The sequence below is a fragment of the Streptomyces sp. NPDC092045 genome, assembly GCF_044756005.1.
Classification (GTDB): domain Bacteria; phylum Actinomycetota; class Actinomycetes; order Streptomycetales; family Streptomycetaceae; genus Streptomyces.
Map to the genome: position 1 here is coordinate 79,852 of NZ_JBIVSC010000008.1, position 16,503 is coordinate 96,354.

Consider the following 16,503-nt stretch of genomic DNA (forward strand, 5'->3'; position numbering starts at 1 on the left):
CCACCGCCCCGGCCCGGACGAGGAGTCCGTGCGGGAAGCCCGTACGAGCGGTCCGCGCGAGCGGTCCGCACGAGAAGACGGGAACGACGGGAACATGGGTCAGCTCATCGCCGTGGCGGTCATCACCGTCCTGGCCGTCATCAGCCCCGGCGCGGACTTCGCGATGACCGTCCGCAACAGCTGTCTGTACGGGCGGACCGCCGGCGTCCTCGCCGCCGTCGGCATCGCCCTCGGCGTCCTGGTCCACGTCACGTACACCATGCTGGGCGTCGGGCTCCTGGTGTCCCGGAGCCCGGCGCTCTTCACCGCGATGAAGCTGATCGGCGCCGCCTACCTGGTGTACATCGGGTACAGGACCTTCGTCACCAGGGCCCGGGGGGACGTCGACCTGTCGGACGGCGGGGGCCCGTCGAAGGCGGGCGCGCTGCGCACCGGTTTCCTGACGAACGCGCTCAACCCGAAGACGATGCTGTTCGTCCTGAGCACCTACACCCAGGTCGTCAGCGCCGACACCCCCGTGCCCCAGCAGATCGGCTACGGCCTCTTCATGTCGCTCGCGCACCTGGTGTGGTTCGCGCTCGTCGCGCTGCTGTTCTCCCGGCAGGACCTGCGGACCCGGCTGCTGCGGCGCCAGACCGTGCTCAACAAGGCCGTCGGCACCGTGCTCGTCGGCCTCGGGATGGTGCTCGCGCTGACGCCGTCCGCCGCCTGAGGGGCCTCAGACCGTCGAGACCCGCTCCACGCGCGGCTCGGCGATCGCCCGGTAGTCCTCGGTGGAGAGGGCGAGCGAGCGGTCGAGCCGGGCCGCGTTGAAGTAGAGCTCCGCGTGGCCCAACAGGTCCGGGTCCACGATCAGTTCGAGGCGCTCGTCGAAGGCGAAGGGCAGGATGGTGCCGCTCGGGGAACCCGCGAGCTCCTCCGCGATCTCCGGGGAGGCGAAGGAGACGTACGTGCCGCCGTACAGCGCCTTCACCGCCGCGAGGTCGATCCGGCGGTCGCCGGGGACGACGGCCAGCGCGAACCGCTTCTCCTTCTTGCCGATCTTGACCATCGCGATGATGCACTTGGCCGCCTGCGCGAGCGTGTTGCCCCGCAGCGCGCTGACCGCCTCGGTGGCGCCCTCGGGGGCGTGTTCGAGCACCCGGTAGGCGGCGCCGCGCTCGTCGAGCAGGGCGATCAGCTTCTCGTACGTGGCGTGGCCGCCGATCCCGGCCTCCGCCGTCTCCACGGTCCCCGCCGTCTCCACGGTCCCCCCGGTCCCCGCCGTCTCCGCGGCCCCCGCCGTCTCCACGGTCCCCCCGGTCCCCGCCGTCTCCGCGGTCATGCGCCCACTCCCCGTCTCAGTTCGCCTTCGTCGCCTGCCGGGCCGACCCTACGCCCGCCACCGCCCCCACCGCCCGTACGAGCGCCTGGGCCCGCGGGTCCGCCGTGACCGTCTTCCGCATGCCGTTGGTGACGTACCCGAAGGCGATCCCGGAGTCGGGGTCCGCGAAGCCCAGGGAGCCGCCCCGGCCCGGGTGGCCGAAGGAGGACGGGCCGAGGAGCGGCGAGGCCGGGCCGTGCAGCATGTGCCCGAGGCCGAAGCGGGTGCCGACGAGCAGCACGCGGTCCGTGCCCGCCGACTCCTCGGTGCGGGCGAGGGTGAGGGTCGCCGGGGCGAAGAGGCGCCCGGCGCCGTCGACGGGGCCGAGGGTGGCGGCGTAGAAGCGGGAGAGCGCGCGGGCGGTGGCGACGCCGGCCGAGCCGGGGAGTTCGGCGGCCCGGTAGACGGGGTCGTTCTCGTCGGGCTTCGGGTCGATGACGCCGAAGGCGCGGCGGGTGAGGGAGCCGGGGTCCCGGTAGGCCTCGGTGACCGCGCGCTTGGGGCGGAGCCGGAGCGCGCCGCTCCCGGCCGGTTCGACCTCCTCGACGGGCCCGATGCGGCCGACCCGGTGGGCCTCCGCCTCCGGGAGCCCGATCCACAGGTCGAGGCCGAGCGGACCGGCGATCTCCTCCGCGACCCAGCGGCCGATCGTCCGGCCGGTGACCCGGTGGACCAGGCCGGAGAGCAGCCAGCTGAAGGTGTGGGCGTGGTAGCCGTGGCCGGTGCCGGGCTCCCAGACGGGGGCCTGGGCGGCGACGGCGGCCGTCGCGGTCGGCAGGTCGACGGCCTCGGCGAGGGTGAGCGGCCGGTCGAGGACGGGGACGCCGGCCCGGTGCGCGAGCAGGTCCCGCACGGTCGCGCGGTCCTTGCCGGCCGCCTTGAACTCGGGCCAGTACGTCGCGACGGGGGCGTCCGGGTCGAGCAGGCCACGCTGGTGGAGCAGCAGGGGCACGGCGGCGGCGACGCCCTTGGTGGCCGAGCGGACGACCTGGGCGGTGTCCTCGGTCCAGGGGTCCCCGCCGTCCACGTCGGCGGTGCCCGCCCACAGGTCGACGACCTTCACGCCGTCCCGGTGGACGGCGACGGCCGCCCCGCGCTCGCCGCGCTGCTCGAAGTTGCGCAGGAACGCGTCCCCGACGGGCTCCCAGCCCGCCGCCACCGTGCCCCGGACGTCCACGTTCCCGCTCCTCCTCTTGCCCTGTTCCGACCCCCCATGGTGCAACGCGGCGGGCGCGGGACCGATTCCGGGGCCCTCGGGCCGCCGGGAAGGCGGATCCTCAGACCACCGACCGCGGCACGAAGCCGAACGGCAGCTCCAGGCGGTGCCGGGCCATCAGCTCCTCGTCCGCGAGGAGTTCGCCGGTCGGCCCGTCGGCGGCGATGACGCCCTCGCTGAGGACCACCGCGCGCGGGCAGAGCTCCAGGGCGTACGGGAGGTCGTGGGTGACCATCAGGACGGTGACGTCCAGGGAGCGCAGGACGTCCGCGAGCTCGCGGCGCGAGGCCGGGTCCAGGTTGGAGGACGGTTCGTCGAGGACGAGGATCTCCGGCTCCATGGCGAGGACGGTGGCCACGGCGACCCGGCGGCGCTGTCCGAAGGAGAGGTGGTGCGGCGGCCGGTCGGCGTACTCCGCCATCCCGACCCGCTCCAGGGCCCGCCGCACCACGGCGTCCAGCTCGGCGCCGCGCAGTCCGGCGGCGGCCGGCCCGAAGGCGACGTCCTCGCGGACGGTCGGCATGAAGAGCTGGTCGTCGGGGTCCTGGAAGACGATGCCGACCCTGCGGCGGATCTCGGCCATGTGGGCGCGGCCGACCGGGAGTCCGGCGACGGTGACGGTGCCCGCGCCGCCGGTGAGGATGCCGTTGAGGTGGAGGACGAGGGTGGTCTTGCCGGCGCCGTTGGGGCCGAGCAGGGCGACCCGCTCGCCGCGTCCGACGGTCAGGTCCACCCCGAAGAGGGCCTGGTGGCCGTCGGGGTAGGCGTACGCGAGGCCGCGGACGTCGAGGGAGGGGGGCGTGGTCATAGGGTCCGTCCCAGGAGGCAGATCAGGAGGGCGGCCAGCGGCAGCGCGGCGGCGCGCGCCCACTGGGCGCGGGTGGCGGTCACCTCGTCGAGCACCGGGATCGTGCCGGTGTAGCCGCGGCTGACCATGGCCAGGTGGACCCGTTCCCCGCGCTCGTACGAGCGGATGAAGAGCGCGCCCGCGGACTTGGCGAGGACGCCCCAGTGGCGCACGCCCCGCGCCTCGAAGCCGCGCGAGCGGCGGGCGACGGACATGCGGCGCATCTCGTCGGTGATGACGTCGCCGTACCGGATCATGAAGGAGGCGATCTGGACGAGCAGCGGCGGCAGCCTCAGCCGCTGGAGACCGAGGAGCAGGGAGCGCAGCTCGGTCGTGGCGGCGAGGAGCACGGAGGCGGCGACGCCGAGGGTGCCCTTGGCGAGGACGTTCCAGGCGCCCCACAGTCCGGGGACGCTCAGGGAGATCCCGAGGACCTCGGTCCGCTCGCCGGGCACGACGAACGGCATGAGCAGGGCGAACGCGACGAACGGCACCTCGACGAGGAGCCGCTTGAGCAGGAAGCCGGCCGGGATCCGGGCCTTCGCCGCCACGGCCGCGAGGAGCGCGGCGTACGCGGCGAAGGCCCAGACGGCCTCGCGGGGCGTCGAGACGACGACCACGACGAAGCCGAGGACGGCGACGAGCTTGGTGTGCGGGGGCAGCGCGTGGACCGGCGAGTGCCCGTGCCGGTAGAGCTTGTGGGCGTGGCCCGCACCCATGTCAGACGCTTTCCGCCGCGGCGGCGCGCCGGCGGCGGACGACCAGGAAGACGCCGGTGCCGACGGCCAGGGTGGCGCCCACGCCGATGACGCCGGCGAGGCCGCCGGAGAGGCGCTCGGCGGCGATGCCCCGGACGCCGTAGTCGGCGAGCGGGGAGTCGGCGGTGGCGTGCTCGTACTCCTCGGCCTTGGCGTCGATGCCCTTGTCGGCGGCGACCTTCTCCAGGCCGTCGGGGCTGGCGGAGGCGTAGAAGGAGACGAAGCCGGCGAGGACGAGGGCGGTGACGACGCCGCCGATCCACAGCTTCCGGGGGGAGCCCTGGGCCGGGGCGGCGGGCGCGGCGTCGACCAGCTCGCCGTCGACCCGGAGCTTGAGCGGGGCGGTCAGGCCGCGCGCGCCGTGGACCAGGTCGGGGCGGACGGCGAGGACCGCGCCGACGGTCAGCATGGTGATGACGGCCTCGCCGACGCCGATGAGGACGTGCACGCCGACCATCGCGGTGAGGACCTTGCCGACGGGGACGTCGGTGGTGCCGCCGATCGCGTAGATCAGGGTGAAGGCGGCGGCCGCGGCCGGCACGGAGACGAGCGCGGCGGCGAAGGAGGCGGCGGTCACCGAGCGGCGGGTGCGCGGCAGGACCAGGACGAGGCCCCGGAAGAGCGCGTAGGCCACGACGACGGTGACGACGCCCATGACGTCGATGTTCACGCCGAGCGCGGTGAGGCCGCCGTCCGCGAAGAGGACGCCCTGCATGAGCAGGACGACCGATATGCACAGGACGCCGGTCCAGGGGCCGACGAGTATCGCGGCGAGCGCGCCGCCGAGGAGGTGTCCGCTGGTGCCGGCGGCGACCGGGAAGTTCAGCATCTGGACGGCGAAGACGAAGGCCGCGACGAGTCCGGCGAGCGGCGCCGTCCGCTCTCCCCCGTGGCCTCCGGCGCGGGAGGTGCCCCCGAGTTCGCGGCGGGCTCCGCGCAGGCTGACGGCGCCGGCGCCGGCGGCGACGACACCGGCGACGGCCGATACGGGGGCGTTGATGAATCCGTCAGGTACATGCACGTCGGAATGATGGGCGCTCCTGCGAAGGCCTTGCAAGAGCGCACGGGTCACATCATGGCCGCACCTTCCCCCGCATGGGCCGTGCGATCACGGGGAAGAAGTGCCACATTGGCTTATAAGAGGACAAAAAGTCAGGAGCCACCGATGGCCACCGCACCCGCCCCCGCCGTCGACGACCGTGCCAAGGGTCGGATCATCACCGACGCCCCGCTCTCCCGGCCCGTCCCGGTGGCCCTGCGCTACGACCCCGGCTACTCCCCCGCGACCGTCCGCTTCGTCTTCCCCGGCGCCGTCGAGTGGTCCTTCCCGCGCGCCCTCCTGGAGACGGGCCTGCGGACCCCGACCCGGCGCGGCGACATCGGGGTCTGGCCCTGCGGCCGGGTGCAGACGGTGGTGGAGTTCCACACGGAGGAGGGGGTGGAGGTGGTCCAGTTCGACACCGCCGCCCTGGCCCGGTTCCTGCGCCACACGTACTCCTCCGGGCCCTCCGCGCCCTCCCGCGCGGCGGGCACGCGAACGCCGTCGGCGCGTCGCTGACGGGCGACGCGCCGACGGCGTCGGGCGCGGGCGTGCGGACCGCCCGCACGCCCCCCACCCGGCCGGACTCAGACCTTCACGAGGTCCGGCCTCTCCTCCGAGCCGGTTCCGCCGACGTGCGCGGCGAGTCCCTCGCCCTCCACGTCCACGTTCGGCAGGAGCCGGTCCAGCCACTTCGGCAGCCACCAGGCCTTGTGGCCGAGCAGCGCGAGGACGGCCGGGACGATCGCCATGCGGACCACGAAGGCGTCGAAGAGGACCGCGACGGCCAGGCCGAAGCCGATCATCTTGATCATCTGGTCGGTCATCCCGATGAAGCCGGAGAAGACCGCGATCATGATCACCGCGGCGGCGGTGACCACCCGGGCGCTGTGCCGGAAGCCGGTCACGATCGCCTCGCCGGGACGCTCGCCGTGCACGTACGCCTCCCGCATGCGGGTCACGAGGAAGACCTCGTAGTCCATCGCGAGGCCGAAGACGACGCCCACCATGAAGATCGGCATCATCGACATGATCGGGCCGGTCTGCTCGACCCCGAAGAGGCTGCCGAGCCAGCCCCACTGGAAGACCGCGACGACCGCGCCGAGGGCCGCGACCACCGAGAGCAGGAAGCCGAGGGCCGCCTTCAGGGGGACGAGGACCGAGCGGAAGACCAGGGTCAGGAGGAGGAAGGCGAGGCCGACGACGAGGGCCAGGTAGGGCACCAGGGCGTCGTTCATCTTCTGCGAGAAGTCGATGTTCATCGCGGTGGCGCCGGTGACGAGGACGTCGTCGCCGGTGGCGTCGCGGATGTCGTGGACGAGGTTCTCGGTGGCGACGGAGGACGGGCGGTCCTTCGGGACCACCGTGATCATCGCGGCGTCGCCGGCCTTGTTCGGGGTCGCCGGGGTGACGGCGGCCCAGCCTTCGAGCCTCTTGATCGCGGAGACCGTCTTGTCGGCGGCGGCCCCGTCGCCGTCGACGACGACGAGCAGCGGGCCGTTGAAGCCGGGGCCGAAGCCGTCGGACAGCATGTCGTACGCCCGGCGCTCGGTGGTGGAGACCGGCTTCACGCCGTCGTCCGGCAGGCCCATCTCCAGGGAGGCGGCGGGCACCGCGATCGCGCCGAGGCCGAGGACGCCGACGAGGAGCACGAGCACGGGGCGGCGGATGACGAAGCGGGCCCAGCGGGTGCCGCCGTTCGGCTTCCCCTCCTTGTCGCCCCCGGACGTCGCGCCCTTGCGCTGCTTGCGGCCCACGACCTTGTCGCCGGCGAAGCCGAGCAGGGCCGGGATCAGGGTGAGCGCGATGAGGACGGCGATGACGACCGTGCCGGCGGCGGCGAAGCCCATCTTCGTCAGCATCGGGATGTTGACGACGGCCAGGCCGACGAGGGCGATGACGACGGTGAGTCCGGCGAAGACGACGGCGGAGCCGGCGGTGCCGGTCGCGCGGCCCGCTGCCTCCTCCTTGTCCCGGCCCTCGGCCAGCTCCGCGCGGTAGCGGGAGACGATGAAGAGGGCGTAGTCGATGCCGACCGCGAGGCCGATCATCATCGCGAGGGTGGAGGTGGTGGAGCCGAGGTCGAGGACGTTCGCGAGCGCCGTGATCGAGGAGACGCCGATGCCGACGCCGATGATCGCGGTGAGCAGCGGGAGTCCGGCGGCGACGAGCGAGCCGAAGGTGACGACGAGCACGAAGCCGGCGATGACCACGCCGACGATCTCGCCCGCGCCGGTCTCGGGCATGGTCTGGAGGGCGTCGCCGCCGACCTCGACCGTCAGGCCCTTGCCCTGGGCCTGGTGCCCGGCCTGCGTCAGGGCCTCGCGCGTCGCGTCGGTGAGCTCCATCGCGTTGACCTTGTACGCGACGGAGACGTAGGCGGTGGAGGCGTCCTGGGAGACGGCCCGCGCGGTGTACGGGTCGGCGACCGAGACGATCTGGTCCGAGCCCGACTTCAGCGCGGCGACGGTCTCCTCGACGACGGCCTTGTGCGCCGGGTCGGTGACCTTCTGGCCCTCGGGGGCCTTGAAGACGACGCGGGCGGTGGCCCCGTCGGCCCCGGCGCCCGGGAAGCGCTCTTCGAGCAGGTCGAAGGCGCGCTGGGCCTCGGTGCCGGGGATCGAGAAGGAGCTGGAGGTGGCGGCGGGCGCGGTCGCGGCGCCGACGCCGGCGAGCGCGAGGAGCGCCACCCAGAGGAGGGCGACGAGCCGTCGGCGCCGGAAGGCGGAACGGCCCAGCTTGTACAGGAACGTGGCCACGGGGGCGTACTCCCGGTGTTGAGGGACAGGGGCATGGGGAGCCGGCCCGACGGCGTGAGCGGCGCGACGTCAGGTGGAGAGGGCGGTGCGGGTGGTGCCGGGGCCTCCGGGGAGGTTCCCGTGGGGCTCAGACGCCGAGTGAGGGGAGCACGACGGCGTCGACGTAGGTGCTGAGGAACGCGTGGTCGACCGGCTGGTCCTCGATCAGCGGGCGGGCGACGAACGCGCCGATCAGCATGTGCGGGACGAGCTTCAGCGCCGGGTTGTCGGCGTCGACCTCGCCCCTGCGGACCGCCCGGCGCAGCACTTCCTCGAAACCGTTCATCTCGGGTTCGATGAGGAGTTCGCGCAGCGCCCGGTGCAGGTCGGGGTTGTCGTGGACGGCATGGGCCAGGCCCCGCATCAGCGCGGAGTCCTTCTCCATCTGGCAGTCGTCGGCCCGGTCGACCATCTCCCGGAAGTCGCCGCGCAGCGAGCCGGTGTCGATCTCGGAGAGGTCGGCCGGCTTGTTGGCGCGCAGCGCCCGGGCGACCAGCTCGGGCTTGCTCCCCCACTGGCGGTAGAGGGTGGCCTTGCTGGAGTGGGTGCGGGCGGCGACGGCGTCCATGGTGAGGGCGTCGTAGCCGACCTCGCGGAGGAGGTCGAGCACGGCCGCGTACAGCTCGGACTCCCGCTCGGGAGTGAGTCTGCTGCGCGCCATGCCGGGTCTCCTGCTTCAGCGGCCCCTCCACGGACCGGGGAAGGGCGAACGAAACGGTTTCGTACGGTACGAAGGTACCCCCGCTCCCAGCGAAACGAAACCGTTTCGTACGTGTCCTGGGCCACATCGGGGCCCCCTCCCGCGTACCCGCCCGCAAACACGTACGAGTTGCCACGCCCCCGCCGCCCGGAAAGCATGGGGAGGTGAGTGACGACGTCGCGTATCTCCGTTTTCCGCACCTCCACGACGACCTGCTGTGCTTCGCCGCCGAGGACGACCTCTGGATCGCCCCGCTCGCGCCCGAGGGGCGGCGACCGGACCGGGCCTGGCGCCTCACCGTCGACCGGACCCGGGTCGGGCACCCGCGCTTCTCGCCGGACGGGCGCCACATCGCGTACACGAACTGGCGCAGCCTGGACGCCGAGATCCACCTCGTCCCGGTCGACGGCGGGACCGCCCGGCGGCTCACCCACTGGGGCTCGACCGACACCCGGGTCTGCGGCTGGACGCCCCCCGACAAGGACGGCCGCTCCGAGATCCTCGCCGTCTCCTCGCACGGGCAGCCCTTCTCGTACTACTCGTGGGCCTACACCGTGCCCACCGACGGCACCCCCGGCCGACGGCTGCCCTGGGGCCCGGTCTCCGACATCGCGGTCACCGACGACACCACCGCCCCCGGCCACGACGGCGAGCGGTGCACGCTGCTGCTCACCGGGAAGCCGCCGCACGAGCCCGCCGCCTGGAAGCGGTACCTGGGCGGCGCCACCGGCCGCCTCTGGCTGCACGGCAAGCGGCTGCTGCCCGACATCGGCGGGCACCTGGACTGCCCGATGGCCGTCGGGGGCCGGATCGCGTTCCTCTCCGACCACGAGGGCGTCGGCAACCTGTACTCCTGCCGGCCCGACGGCACCGACCTGCGCCGCCACACCGACCACGACGAGTTCTACGCCCGGCACGCCTCCAGCGACGGGCGGCGGGTCGTCTACCAGTGCGCGGGCGAGCTGTGGACCGTGGACGCCCTCACCCCCGACTCGCGCCCCCGCCGCCTCGAAGTGCGGCTCGGCGGCCAGCGCGTGGGCCGGCGGAGCTACCAGGTGCCCGCCGCCCACCACATCGACTCCCTCTCCGTCGACGAGACCGGCCGGGCCAGCGCCGTCTCCGTCCGGGGCAGCCTGTACTGGCTGACGCACCGCGACGGCCCGGCCCGCACGATCACCGACTCTCCCGGCGTCCGGGTCCGGCTGCCCGAGATGCTCGGCAGCGGCGGCCAGGTCGCGTACGTCACCGACGCCGACGGCGAGGACGCCGTCGAGGTCGCCCACCTGCCGCGCGCCAGCGGCGACCGGCCGCCGCGCCGGCTCGCCACGGGGGGCCTCGGGCGGGTCGAGGAGCTGGTCGCCGACCCGGACGGCGAGCGGCTCGCCCTCGCCTCCCACGACGGCCGGCTGCTCCTGCTCGACGCGAGCGAGGAATCGAACGGAGAGGTCACCGAGCTGATCAGGTCCGTCAACGGACCCGTCCGCGACCTCGCCTTCTCCCCCGACGGCGACTGGCTGACCTGGTCCCACCCCGGCATCGGCCGCTCCCTGCGCTCGATCAGGATGGCTCGGATCTCGGGCCCCGGCGCCCGCACGGTCGTGGACGTCACCAACGGGCGCTTCGAGGACGAGAACCCGGTCTTCACCCGGGACGGGCGCTACCTCGCCTTCCTCTCCTGGCGCGGCTTCGACCCGGTGTACGACGTGCACACCGGCGACCTGTCGTTCCCGCTGGGCTGCCGCCCCTACCTCGTGCCGCTCTCCTCCGCGACCCCGTCCCCCTTCGCGCTGCTCCCGGACGGGCGCCCGGCGGCCGGCGGCCTGGACCCGGCCGACGACGACACGGCGCCGGCCGAGGGCACGGTGACGGTGGAGACCGAGGGCCTCGCCGAGCGGGTCACGCCCTTCCCGGTGGCCGCCTCCAAGTACTCCGCGCTGCACCCGGTCAGCGGCGGCGGCCTGGTCTGGCTGCGCTGGCCCATCTCGGGCGCGCTCGGCGAGACCTTCGCCAACCCGGCCGACACCTCGGGCCGCCCCACCCTGGAGCACTTCTCCATCACCAAGGCCCGCAAGAGCGAACTCGCCTCCGACCTGGACTGGTTCGCGGTCAGCGGCGACGGCACCCGGCTCGTCGTCGCGGACGAGGGCGAGCTGCGGGCGGTGCCCGCGACCGAGGCCGGGGACGGCGACTCGACCGTCTACCTGGACCTGCGGCGCATCCTGCACGAGGTCGACCCGGGCGCCGAGTGGCGGCAGGCCTTCGACGAGGCCGGGCGGATCGTCCGCGCCTACTTCTGGGAGCCCGGCATGGGCGGGGTGGACTGGACGGCGGTCCTCGACCAGTACCGGCCGCTGGTCGAACGGGTCTCCTCCCCCGACGAGTTCGCCGACCTGCTGCGCGAGGTGATGGGCGAGCTGGGCACCTCGCACGCGTACGTCACCCCGGCCCGCCGCAACGAGGGCCCGCCGCACTACCAGCGGCCCATGGGCCTGCTCGGCGCCAACCTCGTGCTCCGCGACGCCGGCTGGACGGTGAAGCGGATCCTGCCCGGCGAGTCCTCCGACTCCAAGGCCCGCTCCCCGCTCGCCGGTACGGGCATCCGCGAGGGCGCCGTCCTCACCCACGTCGACGGGCGGCCGGTGGACCCGGTCACCGGACCGTACCCGCTGCTCTCCGGCACCGGCGGCACCACCGTCGAGCTCACCTTCACCCCCGCCGAGGGCGAGGGGCGGGCCCGCCGCGTCGCCGTCGTCCCGCTCGTCGACGAGCGCCCGCTGCGCTACCAGGACTGGGTCGCCAAGCGCCGGACCGTGGTCCGCGAACTCAGCGGCGGGCGCTGCGGCTACCTCCACATCCCCGACATGGGCGGCTCCGGCTGGGCGCAGTTCAACCGCGACCTGCGCATGGAGGTCTCCCGGCCGGCCCTCATCGTGGACGTGCGCGGCAACGCGGGCGGCAACATCAGCGAGCTGGTCATCGAGAAGCTGACCCGCCGGATCCTCGGCTGGGACCTCACGCGCAACGCCCAGCCCGTCAGCTACGCCTCCAACGCGCCGCGCGGCCCCGTCGTCGCCCTCGCCGACGAGGCCACCTCCTCCGACGGCGACATGATCACCGCCGCCTTCAAGCTCCTGGGCCTCGGCCCGGTCGTCGGGCAGCGCACCTGGGGCGGGGTCGTCGGCATGACCGGGCGCCACCGGCTCGGGGACGGCACGCAGATCACGGTGCCGATGAACGCGGCCTGGTTCCCCGAGTACGGCTGGTCCCTGGAGAACCACGGCGTCGAACCCGACCTCGCGGTCCTGCGCACCCCCCTGGACTGGGCGGAGGGCCGCCACGCCCAGCTCGACGACGCCGTCCACGTCGCCCTCGCCCTCCTGGAGGAGACCCCGGCGGCGAGCCCCCCGGCGTACGAGGAGCTCCCGGACCGCTCCCGTCCGAAGCTGCCGCCGAGGCCGGAGGGCTGAGTCCCCTCACACCGCCCCGTAGGCCAGGTCGAGTTCGTACGACGTGCCCGGGCGGCCGTCCAGCACCACGCTCCCGACCGCGCCGAAGCCGACCCGCCCGAGCACGGCCCTCGATCCCGCGTTGTCGAGGGTCGTGACGGCGGTCAGCCGGCTCAGCCCGTACTCCTCGCGGGCCAGCCGGCACACCTCGCGGACCCCGGCCGTCGCCAGCCCGCGCCCGGCGGCCCGCTCGGCGACCCGGTAGCCCAGTTCGGCGCCCCCGTCGGCGACGTCGACCAGGTTGAACCGGCCGAGGACCTCCCCGCCCTCCCCCAGGAGCACGTGGAAGTGGCCCGTCCCGGCCTCCTGCTCGTCGAGGAGCGCCCGGTGCCGCTCCTCGAACCCGCTGAAGTACGCGTCGCCCCGGTCGGGCACGGACGCGGCGAAGTGGTCCCGGTTCTCCCGCTCGAACACGAGCAGGGCGGGGGCGTGGTCGGGGCGCAGACGTTCGAGTACGGCCATGGGCGCCACCGTACGGAGATCCGGCGGCGGACGCGCGGGAGTTGCGGGCGGTGGCCGGAAACGCACGGAGGCGCACCCGGTGTCCCGGGTGCGCCTCCGGTGCGAACCGGCGGACGTCAGGCCTGGCGGCCCTGGTTGCGGCGGTCCCGGACCTCCTGCTGGGCGCGGTCCTGCGCGTCCTGGGAGCGGTCGCGGCCCTGGGAGGCGCGCTCGGACGCTTCGTCCTTCGCCTTGCCCATGGCCTCCTTGGCCTGGCTCTTGAGCTGTTCGGCCTTGTCCTTGAACTGGTCCTGCACGCCCATGGAAGTTCACTCCTGTGAGAGGTGTGGGGGAGGTCGGGGACGTGGTGTCCCCGACCTCGATCAGCCTCGCACGAGCGAACATTCCGCGCATTTCGATCAGTTACGGACCGTGAGGCGCGGAGGTCGGGCGGGGGTTCCGGGGGTCAGACCCGCTCCGTCCGCGCCTGCTCGTCGGCCGCGCCGCCCGCGCCCACGAGCCCCTTGGAGACCGTGCCGAGGCGCGGCTCGAAGCGCTTCATCTCGCGCTGGCCCACGGTCGCGATCAGGCCGGGCAGGTAGCCGCGGATGGACTGCATCCCGCGCAGCCACCACTGGGCGTACACGTGCGGCGAGCGCCGCTCGATGCCCTCGACGATCCGGTCGACGGCCGGGCCGAGGGGGTACGTGCGGTTCGACGGCCAGGGCAGCCGCTGGCGCAGCTCCCGCATGACGTCGTCCTCGTCGGCGCCCCGCACCATGTCCGTGTCGGTCCAGGAGAGGTAGCCGACGCCGACCTTCACGCCCTTGTGCGCCACCTCGGCGCGCAGGCTGTGCGCGAAGGCCTCCACGCCCGACTTGGAGGCGCAGTACGCCGTCATCATCGGGGCCGGGGTGATCGCGGCGAGCGAGGCGATCTGGAGGAAGTACCCGCGGGACTCCATGAGGACGGGCAGGAACGCCCGGCCGGTCACGGCGCCGCCGATCAGGTTGACCTCGACGACCCGCCGCCAGGCGGCCGGGTCGGAGTCGACGAACGGGCCGCCCGAGGCGACGCCGGCGTTGGCGACGACGATGTCGACCTTCCCGAACCGCTCCTTCACCTCGGTCGCGACCCGGGCCATGGCCTCGTGGTCGGTGACGTCGGCGTGCCACCAGTCGGCCTCCGTGTGGAGCCGGCCCGCGACCTCCTTGAGCTGCTCGGGCTCCAGGCCGACGAGCGCGATCTTCGCGCCGCGCGCGGAGAGCTTGCGGGCGAGGAGTTCGCCGACGCCGCGGGCCCCTCCGGTGACGACCGCGACCTGTCCTTCGAGACTGACCCTGCTCATGCGTCCTCCTTGGCGTTCACGGTGGTGGTGTCCTTCACGCCCAGGTACGTGAGGGTCAGTTCGCGGATCTGCGCGGTGACGGCCTCCGGGGCCTCCACCGGGGTCATGTGGCCCATGCCGGGCAGCTCGACGAGGCCCGTGCAGTGCGGCAGCGCCTCCACGAGGGCGCGGGAGTGGGCGGCCGGGGTGAGCCGGTCGGCGGTGCCGACGAGCACGGCGACCGGCAGCCGCAGCGCCCGCACTCCGTGTTCGAGGTCGAGTCCGGCGAGGACCTGTGACCAGCCGTGGCGCGGACCGCGCGGGCAGGCGTGCACGATCCGGGCGCAGGCGTCGACCTTCTCGGGCGCCGAACCGGGGCCCATGGTCGCGTACTTGAGGACCTTCTTCGAGACGGCGTTGACCGGTCCGAGCGGCGCCTTGGAGCCGAGCACGGCCTCGGTGAGGCGGGTGCGCAGGCCGCCGGGCCGCAGCGGCACGACGGTGGCCTCGGCGGTCAGCCGCGAGGGGCCGGTGGAGCAGAGCAGGACGGCGGCGGCGTGGTCGCGCAGCCCGTGGCGCTCGGCGGCGGCCATGATCGTCATGCCGCCCATGGAGTGCCCGGCGAGGACGGCCCGCTCGCCGGTGGCGAGGGTGGCGGCGAGCACCGCCTCCAGGTCGTCGGCGAGCGCGGTCGTCGAGTAGCCGCCGGGGCCGGGGTCGGGCGAACGCCCGTGGCCGCGCTGGTCGTAGGCGATGACCCGGTGGTCGGCGGCGAGCGCCCGGATCTGCTCGGCCCAGAAGGCGATGGAGCAGGTCCAGCCGTGGGCCAGGACGACGGCGGGGGCGCCCTCGGGGCCGTACACCTCGACGTGGACGCGGGAGCCGTCGGCGGAGGTGACGGTGAGTTCGCGGGCTCCGGGGAGCGGGGTCAGGTGCCGGCTCACTGGGCGGCCTCCTTCGTGCGGGACGGACGGTTCTTGGCGGCCGGGGCGGTCCTGGGCGCGCGGATCACCTCGTACTCGGAGAGGTCGACCTGCCGGGTCTCGCGCCGGAACTCGCCGGTGGTGCCCGGCCAGAGGGTGGTGTTGCGGCCGTTGGCGTCGAGGTACCAGCTCTCGCAGCCGCCGGACTTCCAGACGCTCCGCTCCATCCGGGCCTGCACCTTGCGGTTCCAGGAGTGGACGGCGGAGGGCCGGACGGCGAGGGCGGCGCGGCCGCCGAGGACGTTGAGCTGGCGCAGGTAGTCGGCCATGTAGTTCAGCTGGGACTCGATCATCAGGATCATCGAGGAGTTCCCGAGGCCGGTGTTGGGGCCGATGATCGTCATCCAGTTGGGGAAGCCGGCGGCGGTGGCGCCGCGCAGCGACTCCATGCCGTCCTTCCAGGCGTCGGCGAGCGAGTGCCCGTCGGCGCCGAAGACGCGCTCGGCGATCGGCATGTCGGTGACGTGGAAGCCGGTGCCGAAGACGATCACGTCGGCCTCGGTCTCGCTGCCGTCGGCGCCGACCAGGGTCGAGCCGCGGACCTCGCGCAGGCCGGAGGCGACGACGTCGACGTTGGGCTGCGCGACCGCCGGGTAGTACGCGTTCGACAGCAGGATCCGCTTGCAGCCGATGCGGTACGAGGGGGTCAGCTTGGCCCGCAGCACCGGGTCCTTGACCGCCCTGGCGATGTTGGCCCTGGCGAGCTTCTCGACGAGCCCCAGCTCGCCGGGGTGCTTGGTGAAGGCGCCGACCTGGAGCTCGCGGATGCCCCAGAGCAGGCCGCGGCGCAGGGTGGCGGTGACGGGCAGGGCGCGGTGCAGCCGGCGCTCGACGCCCGTGATGTTCCGGTCCATGCGGGGCATGACCCACGGGGGCGTGCGCTGGAAGAGCGTGAGCTTCCGGACCCGCGGCTGGATGGCGGGCACGATCTGGATGGCGGAGGCGCCGGTGCCGATCACGGCGACGCGCTTGCCGGCGAGGTCGTGGTCGTGGTCCCAGCGGGCGGAGTGGAAGACCTTGCCGGGGAAGTCGGAGAGCCCCGGGATGTCGGGGATCTTGGGGTCGGAGAGCGGGCCGGTGGCGGAGACGACGACCTCGGCGGTGAAGGAGCCGGCGGAGGTCTCGATCTCCCAGCGCAGCGCGTCGGCGTCCCACTCCATCCGCAGCACCTCGTGGTTCAGGCGCAGGTGCGGCCGGATCCCGAAGGTGTCGGTGACGTGCTCCAGGTACGCGCGGATGTGCCGCTGCCCGGAGAAGGTGCGGGGCCAGTCCGGGTTGGGCGCGAAGGAGAAGGAGTAGAGGTGGGAGGGGACGTCGCAGGCGCATCCGGGGTAGCTGTTGTCGCGCCAGGTGCCGCCCACGGAGTCGGCCCGCTCCAGGACGACGAAATCGGTGATCCCCTCGCGGCGCAGCCGGACGGCGGCCCCCAGGCCGCCGAATCCCGATCCGATCACCGCCACCCGTACGTTCTCGTGCTTCGCCATGCCGCCTCCCGTGCGCCCGGCCCGATTCCGCCAGCAATCAC

Annotated in this window: 15 protein-coding genes; 3 read left to right on the forward strand and 12 right to left on the reverse strand. The window is 73.8% G+C overall.

The window, feature by feature from the left end:
• Positions 1-94 precede the first annotated feature (94 nt).
• Positions 95-712 (forward strand): LysE family translocator, encoded by a 618-nt coding sequence (locus ACIQKA_RS20675; protein ID WP_383436805.1) that lies wholly within the window; start codon positions 95-97, stop codon positions 710-712.
• Between the two features lie 6 nt (positions 713-718).
• On the opposite strand, the gene ACIQKA_RS20680 is transcribed toward ACIQKA_RS20675, so the two are convergent.
• The 5 genes from ACIQKA_RS20680 to ACIQKA_RS20700 form a co-directional block, all read right to left on the reverse strand.
• Entirely contained in the window at positions 719-1,207 is a 489-nt protein-coding gene (locus tag ACIQKA_RS20680) for a YbaK/EbsC family protein (RefSeq protein WP_383156453.1), read from the reverse strand.
• Positions 1,208-1,340: 133 nt separating this feature from the next.
• Positions 1,341-2,540, reverse strand: coding sequence for a serine hydrolase domain-containing protein (locus tag ACIQKA_RS20685; protein ID WP_383156439.1), 1,200 nt, complete (start codon positions 2,538-2,540; stop codon positions 1,341-1,343).
• Between the two features lie 100 nt (positions 2,541-2,640).
• Positions 2,641-3,387 carry an energy-coupling factor ABC transporter ATP-binding protein gene (locus tag ACIQKA_RS20690; protein WP_383156441.1) on the reverse strand — a complete coding sequence of 249 codons (747 nt, stop codon included), beginning with the start codon at positions 3,385-3,387 and terminating at the stop codon, positions 2,641-2,643.
• Positions 3,384-4,145: a cobalt ECF transporter T component CbiQ gene (gene cbiQ / locus ACIQKA_RS20695; protein ID WP_391095804.1), complete on the reverse strand. Its 762-nt coding sequence runs from the start codon at positions 4,143-4,145 to the stop codon at positions 3,384-3,386. The genes ACIQKA_RS20690 and cbiQ overlap by 4 nt, the downstream gene beginning before the upstream one ends.
• A 1-nt stretch (position 4,146) precedes the next feature.
• On the reverse strand, positions 4,147-5,205 hold the full coding sequence (locus ACIQKA_RS20700) for an energy-coupling factor ABC transporter permease (RefSeq protein WP_402541891.1): 1,059 nt from the start codon (positions 5,203-5,205) through the stop codon (positions 4,147-4,149).
• Between the two features lie 144 nt (positions 5,206-5,349).
• Here ACIQKA_RS20700 and ACIQKA_RS20705 point away from each other — a divergent pair, with 144 nt between their 5' ends.
• On the forward strand, positions 5,350-5,742 hold the full coding sequence (locus tag ACIQKA_RS20705; RefSeq protein WP_383436813.1) for an SsgA family sporulation/cell division regulator: 393 nt from the start codon (positions 5,350-5,352) through the stop codon (positions 5,740-5,742).
• Positions 5,743-5,810: 68 nt separating this feature from the next.
• Here ACIQKA_RS20705 and ACIQKA_RS20710 read toward each other — a convergent pair whose 3' ends face one another.
• Together ACIQKA_RS20710 and ACIQKA_RS20715 are read right to left on the reverse strand one after the other, a co-directional pair.
• Entirely contained in the window at positions 5,811-7,982 is a 2,172-nt protein-coding gene (locus ACIQKA_RS20710) for an MMPL family transporter (protein WP_383156162.1), read from the reverse strand.
• A gap of 127 nt (positions 7,983-8,109) precedes the next feature.
• The gene (locus ACIQKA_RS20715) at positions 8,110-8,682 is read right to left on the reverse strand and encodes a TetR/AcrR family transcriptional regulator (RefSeq protein WP_383156164.1); all 573 of its coding nucleotides are present in this window, start codon (positions 8,680-8,682) and stop codon (positions 8,110-8,112) included.
• Positions 8,683-8,885: 203 nt separating this feature from the next.
• On the opposite strand from ACIQKA_RS20715, the gene ACIQKA_RS20720 reads away from it, so the two are divergent.
• The gene (locus tag ACIQKA_RS20720) at positions 8,886-12,188 is read left to right on the forward strand and encodes a S41 family peptidase (RefSeq protein WP_383436578.1); all 3,303 of its coding nucleotides are present in this window, start codon (positions 8,886-8,888) and stop codon (positions 12,186-12,188) included.
• A 6-nt stretch (positions 12,189-12,194) separates the two neighbouring features.
• On the opposite strand, the gene ACIQKA_RS20725 is transcribed toward ACIQKA_RS20720, so the two are convergent.
• The 5 genes from ACIQKA_RS20725 to ACIQKA_RS20745 all read right to left on the reverse strand — a co-directional run bounded on the left by ACIQKA_RS20725 (position 12,195) and on the right by ACIQKA_RS20745 (position 16,462).
• Positions 12,195-12,689 (reverse strand): GNAT family N-acetyltransferase, encoded by a 495-nt coding sequence (locus ACIQKA_RS20725; RefSeq protein WP_391095796.1) that lies wholly within the window; start codon positions 12,687-12,689, stop codon positions 12,195-12,197.
• 116 nt (positions 12,690-12,805) lie between these two features.
• A complete protein-coding gene (locus ACIQKA_RS20730) occupies positions 12,806-12,991 on the reverse strand; it encodes a hypothetical protein (protein ID WP_383156170.1) in 186 nt (61 codons plus the stop codon).
• 143 nt (positions 12,992-13,134) lie between these two features.
• On the reverse strand, positions 13,135-14,016 hold the full coding sequence (locus tag ACIQKA_RS20735; protein WP_383156172.1) for an SDR family oxidoreductase: 882 nt from the start codon (positions 14,014-14,016) through the stop codon (positions 13,135-13,137).
• Positions 14,013-14,939 (reverse strand): alpha/beta fold hydrolase, encoded by a 927-nt coding sequence (locus tag ACIQKA_RS20740; RefSeq protein ID WP_383436581.1) that lies wholly within the window; start codon positions 14,937-14,939, stop codon positions 14,013-14,015. The genes ACIQKA_RS20735 and ACIQKA_RS20740 overlap by 4 nt, the downstream gene beginning before the upstream one ends.
• Positions 14,936-16,462: a flavin-containing monooxygenase gene (locus ACIQKA_RS20745; RefSeq protein ID WP_402541895.1), complete on the reverse strand. Its 1,527-nt coding sequence runs from the start codon at positions 16,460-16,462 to the stop codon at positions 14,936-14,938. Before ACIQKA_RS20745 ends, ACIQKA_RS20740 begins: the two co-directional genes overlap by 4 nt.
• Positions 16,463-16,503: the final 41 nt, after the last annotated feature.